Origin of the sequence: Mesorhizobium sp. M2A.F.Ca.ET.042.01.1.1, assembly GCF_003997405.1 — a bacterium.
In the GTDB taxonomy this organism is placed as follows: domain Bacteria; phylum Pseudomonadota; class Alphaproteobacteria; order Rhizobiales; family Rhizobiaceae; genus Mesorhizobium.
The window spans coordinates 15,982-32,193 of sequence record NZ_RZRX01000043.1 but is presented as its reverse complement, the minus strand read 5'-3'; the positions used below and the strand labels follow the sequence as shown (position 1 = coordinate 32,193).

Here is a 16,212-nt window from a genome sequence, read left to right as displayed (position 1 = left end):
ATTTATTTGTGCACGTTATTGCATGTTTTGCCTGTTCGTGCAAGAAACAGGGTCATGAGCGGGTCCAGGAGTTCGCCCGCCGTATCTCCCTGTTGTTGGATGCCCGCGATGACCCTTGGCCTGAAACTCGCTCCGCAGCACCGCGTCTATGCGGGCTTTGCGGTCTATTCCTTTGCCATGGGCAACATCTTCCCGCGCCTGCCCGACATCAAGCGAGCCATGCAGATCGAGGATGGCACGCTCGGGCTCGCCCTGATCGGCACGCCGATCGGCACGCTGATCGCGCTGACGCTGGCGACGCCTATCCTGGAGCGTATAGGTTTTCGCCGCGCGCTGCTTTGGCTCGTGCCGTTGCTTGGCCTGGCCTATGCGATAGCGGTGCACGCGCCTGGTCCGGCGTCTCTGTTCCTGATGCTGCTTCCGGTCGGGCTGATGATCGGCAGCATCGAGATCATCTTGAATGTCGAGGCCGACAGGACCGAGTTCCTGCTCAAGCGCCGCATCATGAACCGGGCGCATTCCTTCTGGAGCATCGGCTTCTTCGGCGCCGGCCTGTTCGGCGGCGCGCTGGCGCATCTTGGCCTGTCGCCGCAACTGCATCTGGCGCTGGTGGTGCCGATGGTGGCGGCCGCGATCGCGCTGTTCCTCGGCGGCTTCGAGCCGGCGCCGGCGCGGTTCGCCGCGACCAGCGACGAAGCGCCGATACTCGCGCGCCCCACGCTGCCGATCCTCGTCCTGGTCGCGGTGACGCTGTCGGCGATGCTGATGGAAGGCGCCAGCATGGACTGGTCGGCGATCTATATGCGCACGGTGTTCGAATCCGGCCCGCTGACCGCTGGCTTCACCGTGGCGCTGTTCGCCTTCTCGCAAGCGACGACGCGCTTCTTCGCCGACAGCTTCGTCGACCGCCACTCGCCGAGCGGCGTGGCGCGCGTGCTGTTGGCGACGATGATGGCCGGCGTCTTCACCGTCTTTTTCTCGCCCCTGCCCTTCATTTCGATGTTGGGCTTTGCGCTTCTGGGCATCGGCAGCAGCGCCATCTTCCCGCTGGCGATCTCGGCGGCGGCTCAGCGCACCGACCGCCCCGCGGCGATCAATGTGGCGGCGCTGTCGCAGATCTCCTTCGTCGCCTTCCTGCTTGGGCCGCCGCTGCTCGGCTTCGTGTCGGACCATTGGGGCATCCGCTCGGCCTATGGCATCGGCATACCGTTCATCCTGCTCAGCCTGGCGGCAGCGGGCGCGCTCGGCCGGCGGCCATCGCCGAGCGCGGTTCCGGACGGCGCGATGTCCAGTCCAACAAGAGAGCGGGTGCCGGCGCGGGCCTATGAGGCATGAACGGCTCTTGGCGGAGCGGAGCGTGACGGCCTGACGGTATGGCGGCTTGGCGCAGGCGCGCCGTGCGATTTCGCATGGGAGAACCCGGCGATCCAGCCACCGCTTACGTTGCGGCGGCTTGACGAAAGCGCGCGCGGCTGAAATTGAAAGGGGCCTAATATTGTGCCAGAAGCGATTTGATGCGCGTCATCACCACACAAGAAGAACTCGAGAGCGTTGTCGCGGCGTTCGAAAAGTCGGAATTCGTTACCGTCGATACCGAATTCATCCGCGAGACGACCTTCTGGCCGATCCTTTGCCTGATCCAGATCGCCGCGCCTGGGATCGAGGCGCTTATCGATCCGTTGGCCCCCGACATCGACCTGAAGCCGTTTTTCCGGCTGATGGCCAATGAAGCGGTGCTGAAGGTTTTTCACGCGGCGCGCCAGGACATCGAAATCATCGTCCATCTCGGCAATCTCGTGCCGCATCCGGTGTTCGACACGCAGGTGGCGGCGATGGTCTGCGGCTTCGGCGACAGCGTCTCTTACGACCAGCTCGTGCAGAAGGTCACGGGGGCGCGCTTGGACAAGTCGTCGCGCTTCACCGACTGGCGGCACCGGCCGCTCTCCGACAAGCAGCTCGAATACGCGCTTGCCGACGTCACCCATCTGATCAAGGTCTACCAGCATCTCAGCGCCGAGTTGAAGCGGGAAGATCGCGCGCATTGGCTGAACGAGGAAATGGATATCCTCACCTCGCGCGAGACCTACGATCCGCATCCCGAAGATGCCTGGAAACGGCTGAAGATGCGGCTGCGCAAGCCGCAGGAGCTGGCGATCGTGCAGGCGGTGGCCGCCTGGCGCGAGCGCGAGGCGCGCGAGCGCGATGTGCCGCGCGGCCGCGTGCTCAAGGACGACGCGATCTACGAGATCGCGCAACAGGCGCCGCGCGACGCGGCGGCGCTCGGCAAGCTGCGCACCACGCCGAAGGGCTGGGAACGCTCCGCCACGGCAACGGCGCTGCTCGGCGCGGTCAACACAGCGCTGGCCTTGCCCAAGGAGGCGATGCCGAAACTGCCGAAAAGCGTGCAGCCGCCAGAGGGTTCGAACGCTGCGGCGGAGCTGCTCAAGGTGCTGCTCAGGATCGTCGCCGAAAAGGAAGGCGTCGCCACCAAGGTGCTGGCCTCCAGCGACGATATCGATCGCATCGCGGCCGAGGGCGACGAAGCCGACGTGCCGGCGCTGCAGGGCTGGCGGCGCGCCGTCTTCGGCGAGCAGGCGCTGAGGCTGGTGCGCGGCGAAATCGGCATCAAGTTCGACAAGCGCAGAATCGCGGTGTTCGATCTGTAACGCCCTCCTTTCCCTATCCCCTTGTGGGAAAAGGTGGCCTCGCGAAGCGAGGTCGGATAGGCGGCAATTTCGAGCGTATTGCCAAGCTGGAACACCCCTCGTCCGTCTCGGCGCTGCGCGCCGATCCACCTTCTCCCACAAGGGGAGAAGGGAAAGTCCGCTCACCGCCGGTGCCCGGCCAGCGCGAAGACGGCGATAACGAAGGCCGGGATCGCCAGCAGCGCGAATTTGGTGACGGTCAGCGAGGAAGCGAAGGCGAGCGAATCGGGATTGGCCGATTGGAAATCGGACAAGAGCCGCGCCACGGCAAAATTCTGGGCGTAGTCGGCAACCACGTAGGGAAACACCAGCACCAGCGAGAACAGTGCCTGCAATTGCGCCGACATGGCGCGGAACGTGCTGAGCCGCCGCCCGTAAACAAGGATGAGGCTCACCAGCGTCAGCGACAGCAGCGCCGGGAACAGGAGGTCGAAGGTCAAATAGTGCCAGACGATGATGATCTCGCCGCCGCGCCGGCCCAGCGCCGTGAGCCAGGCCATGCCTTCGTCGGGAGTGAAGCCGGCAACGCGGATGTCAAGCGAGGCCAGGCCGCCGCTCAAGCGCTGGAAATAGAGGAACTCCAGCGCCGTCATGGTCAGGAAAAGCGCAATCGAAGCGATGGAAAGCGCCGCCGCGTGCCGCGACAGCCGCAGTACCGCCACGCTCAAATCACGCCACAGTCCGCCCTGACGATCGGACTGATCGGCCTCCCGATCAAATTCCGCCCGGGTAATTGGGGCTTTCGCGGGTGATCGTGACGTCATGGGCGTGGCTTTCACGAAGTCCGGCATTGGATATGCGCACAAAGGTGGCGCGCTCGCGGAAGTCTGCAAGGTCACGTCCACCCACATAACCCATAGCGGCTTTCAGGCCGCCCGCAAGCTGGTGCAGCACGCCAGCCACAGGTCCTTTGTAGGGAACCTGCCCTTCGATGCCTTCCGGAACCAGTTTCAGCGTATCGCGGACCTCCGCCTGGAAGTAGCGATCGGCCGACCCGCGCGCCATGGCGCCGACCGAGCCCATGCCGCGGTAAGCCTTGAAGGAGCGGCCCTGGTGCAGATAGACCTCGCCCGGGCTCTCATCCGTGCCGGCGAGCAGCGAGCCGATCATGGCCGCACTTGCGCCCGCGGCGAGCGCCTTGGCGAGATCGCCCGAATATTTGATGCCGCCGTCGGCAATGACGCTCACGCCGGCCTTGCCGGCCGTCTCGACCGCCGACATGATCGCCGAAAGCTGCGGCACGCCGACACCGGCGACGATTCGCGTGGTGCAGATCGAGCCCGGGCCGATGCCGACCTTGACGGCGTCGGCGCCGGCATCGATCAGCGCCTGTGTGCCATCGGCGGTGGCGACGTTGCCGGCCAGGATGCGCACGGAGTTGGAGAGCTTCTTGGCCCGCGCCACCGCGTCCAGCACGCGCTGCGAATGACCGTGCGCTGTGTCGATGACAAGCAGGTCGACGCCGGCGTCGATGAGGCGCTCGGCGCGCTCGAAGCCGTCATCGCCGACGCTGGTGGCGGCGGCGGCGCGCAGCCTCCCTTGTGCGTCCTTTGTGGCATGCGGATTGAGCTGCGACTTCTCGATGTCCTTGACGGTGATCAGGCCGACGCAATTGCCGTTCCTGTCGACCACCACCAGCTTCTCGATGCGGTGCTTGTGCAGCAGGCGCTTGGCCTCGTCCTGGTCGACATTCTCCTTGACCGTGATCAGGTTCTCACGGGTCATCAGCTCATAGACCTTCTGCGCCGGATCGGAGGCGAAACGCACGTCGCGGTTGGTGAGGATGCCGACCAGGCGGCCGACCGTATGGCCGCCGGTGCCGCCATTCTCCACCACTGGAATGCCGGAAATGCTGTTGGAGCGCATCAGCGCCAGCGCGTCGGCAAGCGTGGCGTCCGGACCGATGGTGACCGGGTTCACCACCATGCCGGATTCGAATTTCTTCACCTGCCGGACCTGCTCGGCCTGCTCGGCCGGGGTCAGGTTGCGGTGGATGACGCCGATGCCGCCGGCCTGCGCCATGGCGATCGCCAGCCGCGCCTCGGTGACGGTGTCCATGGCGGCCGACAGGATCGGCACGTTGAGGTCGATATCGCCGGCGATGCGGGTGCGGATGTCGGTTTCGCCCGGCATGACCTCGGAATGGCCGGGCTGCAAGAGCACGTCGTCGAAGGTCAGCGCCAGGGCGCCGGTGGACGTTTCGATGATTTTTCCCATGGCCAGTCCTTTTGAATGCGGAAAAGGCGCTGGGCCGATTGGCCAGCGCCGACTCTCATCTTCCCTTTCAGGATTGGCGCTGGCTGGTAACACGTCCTGGGACGGAAGGAAAGACGGTCGTTGCGCGAGGCGCCGAGTTCCTATCCGGTGCCAAGAAGCGTATCGAGCAAAGCATGGCGCGGCGACGCAAAAGGATTGACGACGGTCACCCCGCCCCAGGTAAAGCCGTCTTGAAGGTCCTCTGACAGAAGAAGCCGGCAACCCGCCTGCGAGGCGGCGGAAAGAATGACCGCGTCCCAGATGCCAAAACGATGGTCGGCGGCCAGATCGGCTGCCATCGTCATCCCTTGGGGCGTCGTTGCGGTAACCGGAAATGCGTCTCGCCAACTCAAGAGAGCGTCACGAGCTGTTTGCGGCGATCGCCCGGCCTTGCGGACAAGCACATTGTATAGTTCACCCAGCACCTGGACGGGAACGATGGCAGTCTCTTGTGGAACGTTGCGCAACAGGTCGAGAACGGCATCGCGTTTTTCAACGCTGTTGATCCCTTCCGCATAGGCGAGGATGTTGGTGTCGAGTGCGACCTTCACCGGTCGTTCTCATAAAGCTCGTCACGGGTCCAATATCCCGCTTGCACGACCGGCTGCCGTTCAAGTCGTGATAACAAAGCCGAGCGCGCGCGCGCAGGCGCGCCTTCGTGCTTATCGGCAGGCACGATCCGAGCCACTGGACGTCCATGGCTGGTCACGACGTAGCTCTGCCCCTCACGTACCGCACGAAGGATATGAGAAAATCTGCGGTTGGCATCGGCAGCCGACACGGCTTCATCCACGATTGCACCTATTTGGAGTTATTTTCACTACAATAGCGATAGTCGCCCTGTTCATCAAGCATATTGGCAGTGACTTGCGCCACCAGTTGTGCGTTCGCGCAAAAGTGACAGCAATTTAATGCGACATCCGGGCGAAGGCGTGATACCCGCCCGTCGTAGCCGGTTCGCCCCCAAGCCGGGCCTAGAATTCGCGAAGACAAATCAGGGCGTTTCCCCTTGAACCGCATCATCCCGCTCATCCTGGCGGTCGCACTTTTCATGGAGAACATGGATTCGACCGTGATCGCAACGTCGCTGCCGGCGATCGCGATCGACATCCACACCAGCCCGATCGCGCTGAAGCTGGCGCTGACGGCCTATCTGGTGTCGCTGGCGATCTTCATTCCGATCAGCGGCTGGATGGCGGACCGGTTCGGTGCCAAGACCGTGTTCCGCGCCGCGATCGGCGTCTTCATCGCCGGCTCCGTCGCCTGCGCCTTTGCCAATTCGCTGCCGGCTTTCGTGGTGTCGCGCTTCCTGCAAGGCATAGGCGGCGCGATGATGACGCCGGTCGGCCGCCTCGTGCTGGTGCGCGCCACGCCGAAGAGCGAGCTGGTCGCGGCAATGTCCTGGCTGACCGTGCCGGCGCTGGTCGGCCCCCTGGTCGGCCCGCCGATCGGCGGCTTTATCACCACCTATCTGACCTGGCACTGGATCTTTCTGATCAACGTGCCGATCGGGCTGCTGGGCATCTGGCTCGCCACGCGCTATCTGCCGGAAAGCGCGCCGGCCGAGACGCCGCCGCTCGATTTCCCGGGATTTGTGCTCAGCGGTCTCGCAGCGTCCGGCGTCGTCTTTGGCCTTTCCGTCGTCAGCCTGCCGGCGCTGCCGCCGATGGCCGGCTTTATCACGGTGGCGGTCGGAGTGATCTCCGGCGTGCTCTATCTCATCCACGCCCGCCGCGCGAAGAACCCGCTGCTGGCGCTGGAGCTGTTCCGCAACCAGGTCTTCCGATCCTCCGTGCTCGGCGGCTCGCTGTTTCGCATCGGTATCGGCGCGGTGCCGTTCCTTCTGCCGCTGATGTTCCAGATCGGTTTCGGGCTGACGCCTTTCCAATCGGGCATGATCACCTTCGTTTCGGCGATCGGAGCCATCGGCATGAAGTTCGTGACCGCGCTGCTCTTCCGGCTCGCCGGTTTCCGGCGCGTGCTGATCTGGGGCTCGCTGGTCGCCGCCGCCTCGATCGCCATCTACGGTCTGTTCACGCCCGACACGCCCTACGCGCTGATGCTGGCGATCCTTCTGGTCGGCGGCTTCGTCCGCTCAATGTTCTTCACCGGCGTCAACGCGCTTTCCTATGCCGAGATCACGCCCGCCGACACCAGCAAGGCGACGCCGATCACGGCGGTCTTCCAGCAATTGTCGATCGCGCTCGGCGTGGCGCTGGCCGGCGGCATCCTCGAAGTGTCGACCTCGATCCATGGCGGGTCGCTGACCTTGAGCGACTTCCACATCGCCTTCTTCATCGTGGCGGCAGTGTCCGCCGCGGCATCGATCACCTTCATGCGGCTTGCGCCGGAGGCCGGCAGTGCCGTCTCGGGCCATGGCCGGCTGGCCACGCCGAAGACGCTGGAAACGGTGAGCACGGCTGGGAAGTAGAGCACCTTTTCCTTCTCCCCTTGTGGAGAAGGTGGATCGGCGCGATAGCGCCGAGACGGATGAGGGGTGTTCCAGCGGAGTGAGAGGTTGGCGTTCCTTGGAGCACCCCTCATCCGTCGCCTTCGGCGACACCTTCTCCCACAAGGGGAGAAGGACAAGCGCTATCCCTTAAACTCCTTCGCCAGCAGATAAAGCTCCACCGACTCATCCCTCGAAGCCGGCGGCTTCACGTGATGGACGGAGCGGAAGTTCTGCTTCAGCAGCGACAAAAGTTCGTTCTCGGCGCCGCCCTGAAATGTCTTGGCGAGGAAATGCCCGCCGGGTTTCAGGACGTGCAGCGCGAAATCGGCCGCGACTTCGCACAGATGCATGGTGCGCAGATGATCCGTGCGGCGGTGCCCGGTGGTGGGCGCGGCCATATCGGACAACACCACGTCCGGCTGGCCGCCGAGCGCCTCAGCGAGCTTTTGCGGCGCGTCGGGGTCGAGGAAATCCATCTGCAGGATGATGGCGCCCGGGACCGCATCCATCTCGAGATAGTCGATGCCGACGACATGGGGATTCTCGGCGCTCGACTTCGTCCGCGCGGCTGCCACCTGGCACCAGCCGCCGGGCGCCGCGCCCAGGTCGATGACCTTCATGCCGGGCTTCAGCAGATGGTGCTTGTCGTCGATCTCGAGCAGCTTGTAGGCGGCGCGGGAGCGGTAGCCGTCGGCCTTGGAGCGTTGCACATAAGGATCGTTCATGTGGCGCTCGAGCCAGCGGCGCGACGATTCCTTCAGCCCGCTCTTCTTCTTGATCCTAGTCTTGAGGACGCGCAGGCTGGCCGAGCCCGGCTTTTCCGGTTTCTTTGTCATCGGCGCCCATCATTCCGCCAGACGCCGTCATCGGCCATCAGCTCGCTCAGGATCCCCTCGCGCAGGCCGCGGTCGGCGACACGTAGCCGCTCGGATGGCCACACACCGCGGATCGCTTCCAGGATGGCGCAGCCGGCCAGCACGAGATCGGCGCGGTCGGCGCCGATGCAGGGGTTGGCGCAACGCTGCTGGAAATCCCAACCGATCAGCCGCTCGATCATGCGATCGACGCTGTCGCGGTCCATCCACAGCCCGTCGACACGGCGGCGGTCGTAGCGCTCGAGATCGAGATGCACGCCGGCCAGCGTCGTCACCGTGCCGGAGGTGCCAAGCAGGTGGAAGTTGGGGCTGGCCAGCACATGGGCGAGCCGGTCGCGGCCGTCAAAAGCCTTCAGCCGCGCGGCCACGTCGTCGACCATCGCGGCAAAGGTCTCGCGCGTCACGGTGCGGCCGCCGAAGCGTTCGGCGAGCGAGACGACGCCGACGGGCAGCGATGTCCAGGAGACGATGTGATTGGCCAGACGTGGCGAGCGCCGTCCGGTCAGGTCGATCAGCGCGATTTCCGACGAGCCGCCGCCGATGTCGAACAGCACCACGCCTTGCGTGTCGCGCTCGACCAGCGAGCCGCAGCCGGAAACGGCAAGGCGGGCCTCGGTCTGGCGGTCGATGATCTCCAGCTTCAGCCCGGCCTCGCGCTCGACGCGATCCAGGAACTCGACGCCGTTGGCGGCCGAACGGCAGGCCTCGGTGGCAATCAGCCTGGCTTTCCTGATCTTGCGGTTGCGCAGCTTCTCGCCGCAGATCTTCAGCGCCTCGACGGCACGATCCATCGCCGCCTGGCCGAGCCGGCCGCTGGCCGTCAGCCCCTCGCCCAGCCTGACGATGCGCGAGAAAGCGTCGATGACGCGGAATTGGCCGTGACGTCCAGGCACCGCGACCAGCAACCGGCAATTGTTGGTGCCAAGGTCGAGCGCGGCGAAGACGGGCAATTCCTGCTGGGGCTGACGTGGCGGAGGCTGGAGCGGCGGCCTTCGCTCGGCCTGCAGGGGCGGGCTCTGAGGCTGGCTTGCTGTTGTGCTGGCAGGCGCGGCATTGGGCACGGCGCCGTTCTCGTCACGCGCGAACACCTTGCGGCCGCGCTTGCGCTTGCGGCGCTTGCGCGTCTTGCCTTTCGGCTGATCGCCATGCTGGTCGGCCTGACTTGCGCCGCCTTGCCTGTGGCTTACATGTCTGGGGTCGGCATGTCTTTGGTGCGCACCCGCGTGGCGGCTGAATCGCGCCGGTTGCGGGCCTCCCGACTGCGCCGGCGATGCCCCGGACATGCCCACTGCCGACGCGCCCGCGCCGGTATCGTGGTCTTCCACTTCAGTTCCTTCCGGCGCCGCGCGAACCGGGAACGGACGCAGCAGGCACCTCGATTTGTTTCAAGTTGGCAACAGAGTAGCAGTGCCGTTCGCAATCACCAAGAGCGCGGGGCTCGAATTTTGGCAGGCTCACGTCGGGGCAATGTCTTGCCGGTTGAATAGCCGGCTTCAATCAGGCATGTCTCAAATGCGGGTTCGAAGAGGCTGGGCACCATCAAACAATGAGCAGCAACGCAAGATGACGACGCCATGAATTGGAGGCGCTATTTCTGGCCGGTCATAGGCATCGCGGCCGTTGCGTTCTCGCTGTGGCTGCTCATTCACGAATTGCGCGGCGTATCGCTCGACGATGTCTGGGCCGGCATCGCCGCCATCCCGCCGCGCGGCTGGGTGCTGGCGGCGCTGAGCTCCGTCGTCGCCTATGCCTCGCTCGCCGGTTACGACCACATTGCGCTCTTGCATATCGGCAAGAAAGTATCGTGGCTGTTTGTAACGCTGTGCTCCTTCACCACCTACGCGGTGTCGCACAATATCGGTGGCTCAGTGTTTTCCGGCGCGGTGATCCGCTACCGCGCCTATGGCACGAGGGGGCTGACCGGCCAGGAGATCGGCGTGCTGGTGGCGATCTGCTGGTTCACCTTTATTCTCTCCAGCGTCTTCCTCGGCGGCCTCGTTCTGCTGTTCGAGCCGCAGATCATCGATCGCTTCACCGGCGCGCCGCACCATGGCGCCGCCTTCGCCGCCGGGCTTGCCATGCTCATCCTCGTCGGAGCCTATGCCTTCGGCAGTTGGCTTCGGCTGAGACCGCTGAAGATCGGCTCCTTCCAGTTGCACTACCCGGCGCTGCCGATCGTGGCGAGACAGTTGCTGGTCGGGCCTGTCGAGCTGCTGGCCGCCGCCGCGATCATCTATTTCGCCCTGCCGGAGACCGGCAATCCCGGCTATTTCGTTGTGCTCGGCGTGTTCATGGTGTCGTTCTCGATCGGGCTCCTGTCGCATGCGCCGGGCGCGCTTGGGGTGTTCGAGGTCGTCTTCCTCACCGGGCTGTCGGACATGGACCCTGTGGGCGTGCTTGCAGCACTTCTGGTGTTCCGCCTGTTCTATCTCATCATTCCGCTGCTGATCGGCCTTTGCATGGTGCTCTATTTCGAGCATTCGCAGTACAGCAAAGGCGGCAGTTGAGCCCTTTGCCCGCTTCCGCGGGGAGCATCCGCAAAAAGGCTGCGGTTGATCTCAGTTGCGGGCTTGACTATTTTCCGATGGCGGCTACAAGGCAGCGCTCGCGGCACATGAGCCGCTTGGCTAGCGCGACACCAGACGCGCCTGCTGGGGAATAGGTTAACGGTAGACCCACGGACTCTGACTCCGTTAGTCCTGGTTCGAATCCAGGTTCCCCAGCCAAACTGGACTTCCTCTCGACAAAGCTGTCTGCGATGCGCTTGTTGCGGCTTCAGATGCGACCGTTTCCGCAAGTAGATCAAACGGTTGCCTGAAGACGGCGTGAACCTCGCCTTGGTCCCATTGGCAGTTCGACAGCACGAGATTCAAGAGCCGCTTTTTCTCGTTCGCAGGCTGTTTCACAAACAGTCGGCTGGCGTTGCGGGCCAGTTCCAACAGCCGGATGCCATCCTCCATGTATGACTCTTCGGCGCTACCATGGCGCTCTATCTCGCGAAGCAGCCGCGTCTGTTCGGTTCGCCACTGTGCCGACATCCGGTCGTAGAAGGCGTTGTCGATGCGGCCATCTAGCTTGTCGAGATACATGGCGTGCAGCCGATCCTCGAGCCGCTTGTACTCAACCTGGCATCGATGGATCGCCTGTTCATGCTCGCGGCGCTCGTCGGCATGGCTGGCCATGAGGGCTGCCTTGACCCATTCCAGTATCTCTTCGTCGAAATGCAACCGGTCGAGCAGGTTGGCGAATGCCTGATCGAGCACTTCCTCGCGGACGTATTTGCCGCGGCAATCACCGTACCCGCCCCGGCCTTTGTTGGTGTGCCCCGTGCAGTGATAGTAGACGTATTTGCCCTTCTTAATCTCCGCCACGACAGCGCAGCCGCACTCGGCGCAGGTCATTAGGCCGGTAAAGGCGAATTCGTTACCTGTCGGATGGGTCGGCATCGCATGGCGGCCCGTCAGGATGCCCTGAACTCGCTCCCATAATTCGATCGATACGAGAGGCTCGTGCTTGCCCTGGTGCAATTTGCCGTTCCACTGGAACAGCCCCGTGTAAAGACGATTGCGGAGGATCATATGCACAGTGCTGACTGGAACCGGATTGCTGCTCTTGGGATAGATTAGCCCATCGCCATGGGCCGCCTTCGCCAAAGCCTTGAGCGAATACTGGCCGGTTGCGTAGCGCTCGAACAACTGTGTGACGACTGGAGCCAGTTCAGGATGCGGCTCGATAACCTTTCTGCCATCCTTTCCCGTGGTGTTGATATAGCCCAGCGGAGCCTTAGTCGGCCAGATGCCCTGCTCTGCCTTCTCCATCTGGCCCTTGCGAGCTTCTTCCGACAGGTTGTCAATGTAGTTCTTGGCCATCAAGACCTTGATCCCGTGCATGAACTTTTCAGATGAGCGCGAGTCTCGCGACAGCGTCACACCTTCTTTCGCAAGGTGGATTTCTACATCCAGTTCATCGAGAGTCACCCAATCCTTCAGGTTGCGATACAGCCGATCGGTCTTCTCGACCAGGACGCTTCGAATGCCGGGATGCTTTCGCAGGTATTTGACCATTTCGGTGAAGTTGGTCCGGCCGCTAGTCTTGGCCGTCTCGACGTCGATAAACTCCTGCACGATGTCGAATCGCTGTTGCAGCGCGTAGTCGCGCAGCAGCTTGCATTGCGCGGGAATGGAGAAGCCTTCCTTCTCCTGTTCCTTGGAGGAGACACGCGCGTAAAGGAGCGCCTTCACAAGTCCTGTGGGCCTGGCGACCCTCATAATTCGCTGATTCATCTCGGTGCCTCCTTGCCTCGCTGGTCATCGGGTTACGGAAGGACAAAGCCGGCGACCGGCTATTTGCCCCGGTCAATCCGGTCCCACTCGGCAAGGATGCGGAAGAAGCCGCCGATATTGTCGACGATTTGCCTTGCATCCTCCGTTGATAGGGACCGCCCCATGCGAGCCTCAAACAAGCGAGCCGTTCGTTCCAGGAACGCCTCGTCAACGACGCGCCGGCGCGAAAAAAGATCCGCCGCCACATCGCGCCTGACGCCGCGTTTTGTGGTGCGCCGTGCCCCCTTCACAGGGTATGTCCCGAGCATATCTGCATCGGGACAAGGATGGCTGAAATCGCTTTGGCGCCGAATGGCCGTTGTGTGCGCCTACGTATCCCTTTCTACTCTGTATGAACGCCAACGTCTGCTTCCTGATCAAGCGGGAGATCAGCGGCACGGCTTCCGGGACCGATCAGATCGGCGGCCATGGCTTGATATCGGCGACAATCCGACTGAACGATGGACCTGTCAGGCCGCTCAAGCGGCACGCTCCCGGCGATTTCCTTCAGATCACGCAGGATCGATTCAATATGTGGCCAGGGAAAATCTGTCGGGTCGTCGATCTCGCGATCTGCGCCGACGACAATTTCGAGCTTCGCGACAACGCCGAGAAGTGAATGTGCCGGCGTATTCGGAAGTGTATCCTGAATTTTTAAAGCTGCTGTCGCGGCCTCGACTTCCGCCTGGTAGGCGATCGAGTAACCAACCCGCGCATCCTTTGATGCCGGACAGGCGGCGCCGAGAACGCGCGTTTCAAGGCGTTGCTGGAGCCGGCAGAGAACCCTCGAGACATGATGTGCCCGCACCCAGTCTCGTAGCAACCCAAGTGCCGGCTCTGCTTCGTCGAAACGAGCAGATTCCCTAGCAGCCCGCTCGCCGCCTCCCCCGTGCGTGACGGAAGACAAAGTCGTGCTATTGTCGGAATCAGCCATGATCCGAGCTCCACAACAGCTTGCACGTGGCCAGGCCGGATCGGTGTTGCATCACCAATCCGGCCGCCTAATTGAAATCGAGACTACACGAAGTGCAGCATATGATCAACCAAAATCACTATATTATGGTGATTTTATGAACCCGGTGCAGTGCCGCATGGCGCGAGCTGCATTGGGATGGGGTGTTTTAGAGCTTGCTAAAGAGGCCGGCGTCTCAACTCAAACCGTTGTAAGATTCGAGCGAGGCGAGACCTTGAAACAGTCCACAATAGTTCAGCTTAGAGCAACATTCGAAGCTGCAGGAATTGAGTTTATTGCAGAGAATGGTGGCGGGCCGGGAGTGCGTTTATCGCCCCGTTCCACCAGCTGACAATTTCAGCAGCTTCATAGTAGAGAATGCAATCAGGGAGCTTCATACTGACGTAGGACGCTCCTGCACGGGCAACTGCATAGTCAGACAACGCCCCAAACTGGACGTCCGATACATTGCGCCCGGAGCCCGCTAGCTCTAGCTCGTGGTTGGCTGTCTTCCCTGGCCCGGGTTGTTTCCTGCCATTTCGCTTCCACTGACATCGCGAGGGCGTCAACCCTAGTCCCAAATCGGCGGGACCTTGGTGCTGCTGCGGCGGAAGAACATCCTGAGCACGCAATAGATACGATTAATCGAGCGGCTTAACCGCCTGCCAATCGAGCTTCAGCCGTCGTAGTTGCTCAAAGGTCCGGTCTCGCATCTCGTCGCCAGGCGGCGTCACGTTCAGCATACCAAGCAAACCTTGCGCCTGCGCGAGTAACGGCTCCGCTCCTGTGTTACCTTGTTTCGCACGCCAATTGGATGCTGCGGCCAGTAGCTTGTCACGATAGTCGTAGGGCGGGCTGCCGCGAACTGCCGTCCGATCGAGCAGGATCGCCACGGCATTGTGAATTTCGGGCAACTCGGGGATGAGCGCGAGCCGGCCTTCAGCGACGTACCGCATCGCCAATTCTGTTCGGCGATCCAGATGTTCATTGCTTCGTTCGATTCGACCAACCGTCTCGCGAGAAACTCCGATCGCAGCTCCGAACTCAGCCTGCGACATGCCGCAATGTTTGCGCAACCGCGATGCTTCGGGTCCATCCATTTCGATAACCTCTATGCTGACGCTATGCAATTAGGTGGCAAAACTCAATATAAAAGTGTCAAAATGACGCAAATCAGTCCGGTGTTTTGCGCTCTTGCCGGACGAGCGCTTTGTCTAGGGCGGCCAGAAAGCCATCTGGAAACCGAAGCCCGCCCTCGCGAGCGCGACCGAGATATCCGCGCAGTGCGCGGGCCGAGAGGGGTTTCCAACTGCTGTCTCGAAACGTTTCTATCGAAGGCGCCATAACGTTGGACGGCCGTTCGCTTGCTTCTACCACAAAGTGACCGTTCGAATTGCCGTACGCAGCGTCGGGCCAAGCAGACTCTGTGGATAGAGGTCGAGTGCGAAGGGCGAGCATCTCGCCAGGCGCATCGAGGCGTTGTGCCAACCAACGTGCTGCAGGAACTGACACTGCATTTCCGACCATCGACCATCGTGGCGATCGCTTCGCGCCAAAATTTAAATCTGTCCAGCCGCGCGGGAAGCCTTGCAACGCTTCGCACGCTTCAACGCTAGGCGTTAGCACCTCTCCGTCGGGAAACAATACCGCTGGGGTCGAGGGAATGCCAAGCCCGGACGCAATTTTGAGCGGCGGTATTCCGTCCACCGCCAGGCCCATTCCTCGCCGGCCCTCCGTCCAGTAAAAACCAATCGGGCGGTCCATATTCGCCACCGGCTTAGCCGCCCCGCCGCATTCGTCGGCGAACAGCACTTCTCGAGGATCCAACGTTGTGCTCGCTACGAGAAACACGCGGCGGCGGCGATGTGGCAATCCGAAGGACGTCGTGTTGACGACGCGATAGGCCCAGGAATAGCCAAGCGCCTCAAGGGCGTTAACGAGTGATTTCATTGCGGCACCGCGACCGAGGTGAAGCATGAAGTAGACATTCTCGATCGCGAGCGTCGGACGTCCTTCGAGACCCAGCAAATCGAACAGATGCCGAATGTCCTCCTACTGTCGGCTTCAACTCGACCGCATCTGTGCCGTCGATGTCGTCGAGGGTCTCAAGCGCTTCGATCGCGTCCCAATCGATATGCGCCGAAACTCCTTCTTTGGATTTCAAGCCCTGGTCCGGATCGAAAGGCGACCCGTCCCACCGATGAGAGGTGACATTCAGATCCGAGGCCAGCTTGTGGGCGGCCAGCCGGCCGATGCCCTTTTCGCCGGTGAACCTGCGCAAGAAAAGTTGAGAACGATTGTCGCCTTCAGTTTTCGTCCGTCCAGCAATTGTTAAGAAGCCCTTTTCGAAAGCCTCGACGGTCATTCCGGTGCCGTCGTCCTCGACGATGATCGTGCCGTCGGCGTGGTTGAGGCGCTCTCCGTGAACCCGAACCCGGCGGGCGTCGGCGTCGTAAGCATTCTTCACGAGCTCGACCATGGCCGTGCTGTCACGGCCAACGAGCAGTTCACCCAGTTCCCTAAAGAGCTTGGTATCTACTGAGAATTTTGCCAATACGCCCTCGATATGGCCCCATTAATCCGAGGGCTTACGAAAACCGGTTATAGCAAATCGTCTCCAAGATGCTACTGGTCTTGCATGAAGCGAGCC

General features: G+C 62.4%; 17 protein-coding genes and 1 tRNA gene. 6 read left to right on the top strand and 12 right to left on the bottom strand.

The features are described 5' to 3' along the window. Positions 1 to 108 precede the first annotated feature (108 nt). On the top strand, positions 109 to 1,335 hold the full coding sequence (locus tag EOA23_RS09360) for an MFS transporter (protein WP_127303721.1): 1,227 nt from the start codon (positions 109 to 111) through the stop codon (positions 1,333 to 1,335). Between the two features lie 179 nt (positions 1,336 to 1,514). Next, positions 1,515 to 2,666, top strand: a complete 1,152-nt coding sequence (gene rnd, locus EOA23_RS09355; protein WP_127303720.1) for a ribonuclease D — start codon at positions 1,515 to 1,517, stop codon at positions 2,664 to 2,666. Between the two features lie 161 nt (positions 2,667 to 2,827). On the opposite strand, the gene EOA23_RS09350 is transcribed toward rnd, so the two are convergent. The 4 genes from EOA23_RS09350 to EOA23_RS09335 all read right to left on the bottom strand — a co-directional run bounded on the left by EOA23_RS09350 (position 2,828) and on the right by EOA23_RS09335 (position 5,754). Beyond that, entirely contained in the window at positions 2,828 to 3,373 is a 546-nt protein-coding gene (locus EOA23_RS09350) for a hypothetical protein (protein ID WP_245474099.1), read from the bottom strand. Positions 3,374 to 3,419: 46 nt separating this feature from the next. Then, complete coding sequence (gene guaB, locus EOA23_RS09345; protein ID WP_127303719.1) at positions 3,420 to 4,922, bottom strand: IMP dehydrogenase; 1,503 nt, start codon at positions 4,920 to 4,922, stop codon at positions 3,420 to 3,422. Between the two features lie 140 nt (positions 4,923 to 5,062). Next, a complete protein-coding gene (locus tag EOA23_RS09340) occupies positions 5,063 to 5,512 on the bottom strand; it encodes a PIN domain-containing protein (protein ID WP_127303718.1) in 450 nt (149 codons plus the stop codon). Further along, entirely contained in the window at positions 5,509 to 5,754 is a 246-nt protein-coding gene (locus EOA23_RS09335; RefSeq protein ID WP_127303717.1) for a type II toxin-antitoxin system prevent-host-death family antitoxin, read from the bottom strand. Before EOA23_RS09335 ends, EOA23_RS09340 begins: the two co-directional genes overlap by 4 nt. A 216-nt stretch (positions 5,755 to 5,970) precedes the next feature. Here EOA23_RS09335 and EOA23_RS09330 point away from each other — a divergent pair, with 216 nt between their 5' ends. Next, positions 5,971 to 7,392: an MFS transporter gene (locus EOA23_RS09330; RefSeq protein WP_127303716.1), complete on the top strand. Its 1,422-nt coding sequence runs from the start codon at positions 5,971 to 5,973 to the stop codon at positions 7,390 to 7,392. Positions 7,393 to 7,553: 161 nt separating this feature from the next. Here the strand turns inward: EOA23_RS09330 and EOA23_RS09325 are convergent, their stop codons facing one another. Then, positions 7,554 to 8,249 carry an RlmE family RNA methyltransferase gene (locus EOA23_RS09325; RefSeq protein WP_127303715.1) on the bottom strand — a complete coding sequence of 232 codons (696 nt, stop codon included), beginning with the start codon at positions 8,247 to 8,249 and terminating at the stop codon, positions 7,554 to 7,556. Continuing rightward, entirely contained in the window at positions 8,246 to 9,613 is a 1,368-nt protein-coding gene (locus EOA23_RS09320) for a Ppx/GppA phosphatase family protein (RefSeq protein WP_127303714.1), read from the bottom strand. Before EOA23_RS09320 ends, EOA23_RS09325 begins: the two co-directional genes overlap by 4 nt. A gap of 249 nt (positions 9,614 to 9,862) precedes the next feature. Here EOA23_RS09320 and EOA23_RS09315 point away from each other — a divergent pair, with 249 nt between their 5' ends. After that, a complete protein-coding gene (locus tag EOA23_RS09315) occupies positions 9,863 to 10,795 on the top strand; it encodes a YbhN family protein (RefSeq protein ID WP_127303713.1) in 933 nt (310 codons plus the stop codon). Between the two features lie 145 nt (positions 10,796 to 10,940). Next, positions 10,941 to 11,014: transfer RNA gene (locus EOA23_RS09310), tRNA-Gln, on the top strand. Here EOA23_RS09310 and EOA23_RS09305 read toward each other — a convergent pair. The 3 genes from EOA23_RS09305 to EOA23_RS09295 all read right to left on the bottom strand — a co-directional run bounded on the left by EOA23_RS09305 (position 10,982) and on the right by EOA23_RS09295 (position 13,544). Further along, positions 10,982 to 12,571 carry a recombinase family protein gene (locus tag EOA23_RS09305; RefSeq protein WP_189341561.1) on the bottom strand — a complete coding sequence of 530 codons (1,590 nt, stop codon included), beginning with the start codon at positions 12,569 to 12,571 and terminating at the stop codon, positions 10,982 to 10,984. The two genes, EOA23_RS09310 and EOA23_RS09305, sit on opposite strands and share 33 nt — an antisense overlap. Positions 12,572 to 12,630: 59 nt before the next feature. After that, on the bottom strand, positions 12,631 to 12,861 hold the full coding sequence (locus tag EOA23_RS09300; RefSeq protein WP_127303712.1) for a hypothetical protein: 231 nt from the start codon (positions 12,859 to 12,861) through the stop codon (positions 12,631 to 12,633). Positions 12,862 to 12,953: 92 nt separating this feature from the next. Next, positions 12,954 to 13,544 (bottom strand): hypothetical protein, encoded by a 591-nt coding sequence (locus EOA23_RS09295; RefSeq protein WP_245474098.1) that lies wholly within the window; start codon positions 13,542 to 13,544, stop codon positions 12,954 to 12,956. Positions 13,545 to 13,680: 136 nt separating this feature from the next. Between EOA23_RS09295 and EOA23_RS09290 the strand changes: the two genes are divergently transcribed. Then, positions 13,681 to 13,914 carry a helix-turn-helix transcriptional regulator gene (locus EOA23_RS09290; protein WP_210212478.1) on the top strand — a complete coding sequence of 78 codons (234 nt, stop codon included), beginning with the start codon at positions 13,681 to 13,683 and terminating at the stop codon, positions 13,912 to 13,914. Between the two features lie 289 nt (positions 13,915 to 14,203). On the opposite strand, the gene EOA23_RS09285 is transcribed toward EOA23_RS09290, so the two are convergent. The 3 genes from EOA23_RS09285 to EOA23_RS09275 form a co-directional block, all read right to left on the bottom strand. Further along, positions 14,204 to 14,662, bottom strand: coding sequence for a helix-turn-helix domain-containing protein (locus EOA23_RS09285; RefSeq protein ID WP_127303711.1), 459 nt, complete (start codon positions 14,660 to 14,662; stop codon positions 14,204 to 14,206). Between the two features lie 73 nt (positions 14,663 to 14,735). Beyond that, positions 14,736 to 15,512 (bottom strand): DNA cytosine methyltransferase, encoded by a 777-nt coding sequence (locus EOA23_RS09280; RefSeq protein WP_245474096.1) that lies wholly within the window; start codon positions 15,510 to 15,512, stop codon positions 14,736 to 14,738. Beyond that, positions 15,496 to 16,116, bottom strand: coding sequence for an ATP-binding protein (locus EOA23_RS09275; protein ID WP_189341559.1), 621 nt, complete (start codon positions 16,114 to 16,116; stop codon positions 15,496 to 15,498). The genes EOA23_RS09280 and EOA23_RS09275 overlap by 17 nt, the downstream gene beginning before the upstream one ends. Between the last annotated feature and the right edge of the window lie 96 nt (positions 16,117 to 16,212).

Excerpts from the sequence above, each read along its gene's own strand:
- EOA23_RS09360 (WP_127303721.1), top strand. The coding sequence starts at position 109 with ATGACCCTTGGCCTGAAACTCGCTCCGCAGCACCGCGTCTATGCGGGC.
- rnd (WP_127303720.1), top strand. The coding sequence starts at position 1,515 with ATGCGCGTCATCACCACACAAGAAGAACTCGAGAGCGTTGTCGCGGCG.
- guaB (WP_127303719.1), bottom strand. The coding sequence starts at position 4,922 with ATGGGAAAAATCATCGAAACGTCCACCGGCGCCCTGGCGCTGACCTTC.
- EOA23_RS09325 (WP_127303715.1), bottom strand. The coding sequence starts at position 8,249 with ATGACAAAGAAACCGGAAAAGCCGGGCTCGGCCAGCCTGCGCGTCCTC.
- EOA23_RS09315 (WP_127303713.1), top strand. The coding sequence starts at position 9,863 with ATGAATTGGAGGCGCTATTTCTGGCCGGTCATAGGCATCGCGGCCGTT.
- EOA23_RS09305 (WP_189341561.1), bottom strand. The coding sequence starts at position 12,571 with ATGAATCAGCGAATTATGAGGGTCGCCAGGCCCACAGGACTTGTGAAG.
- EOA23_RS09295 (WP_245474098.1), bottom strand. The coding sequence starts at position 13,544 with ATGGCTGATTCCGACAATAGCACGACTTTGTCTTCCGTCACGCACGGG.
- EOA23_RS09290 (WP_210212478.1), top strand. The coding sequence starts at position 13,681 with ATGAACCCGGTGCAGTGCCGCATGGCGCGAGCTGCATTGGGATGGGGT.
- EOA23_RS09285 (WP_127303711.1), bottom strand. The coding sequence starts at position 14,662 with ATGGATGGACCCGAAGCATCGCGGTTGCGCAAACATTGCGGCATGTCG.
- EOA23_RS09280 (WP_245474096.1), bottom strand. The coding sequence starts at position 15,512 with ATGAAATCACTCGTTAACGCCCTTGAGGCGCTTGGCTATTCCTGGGCC.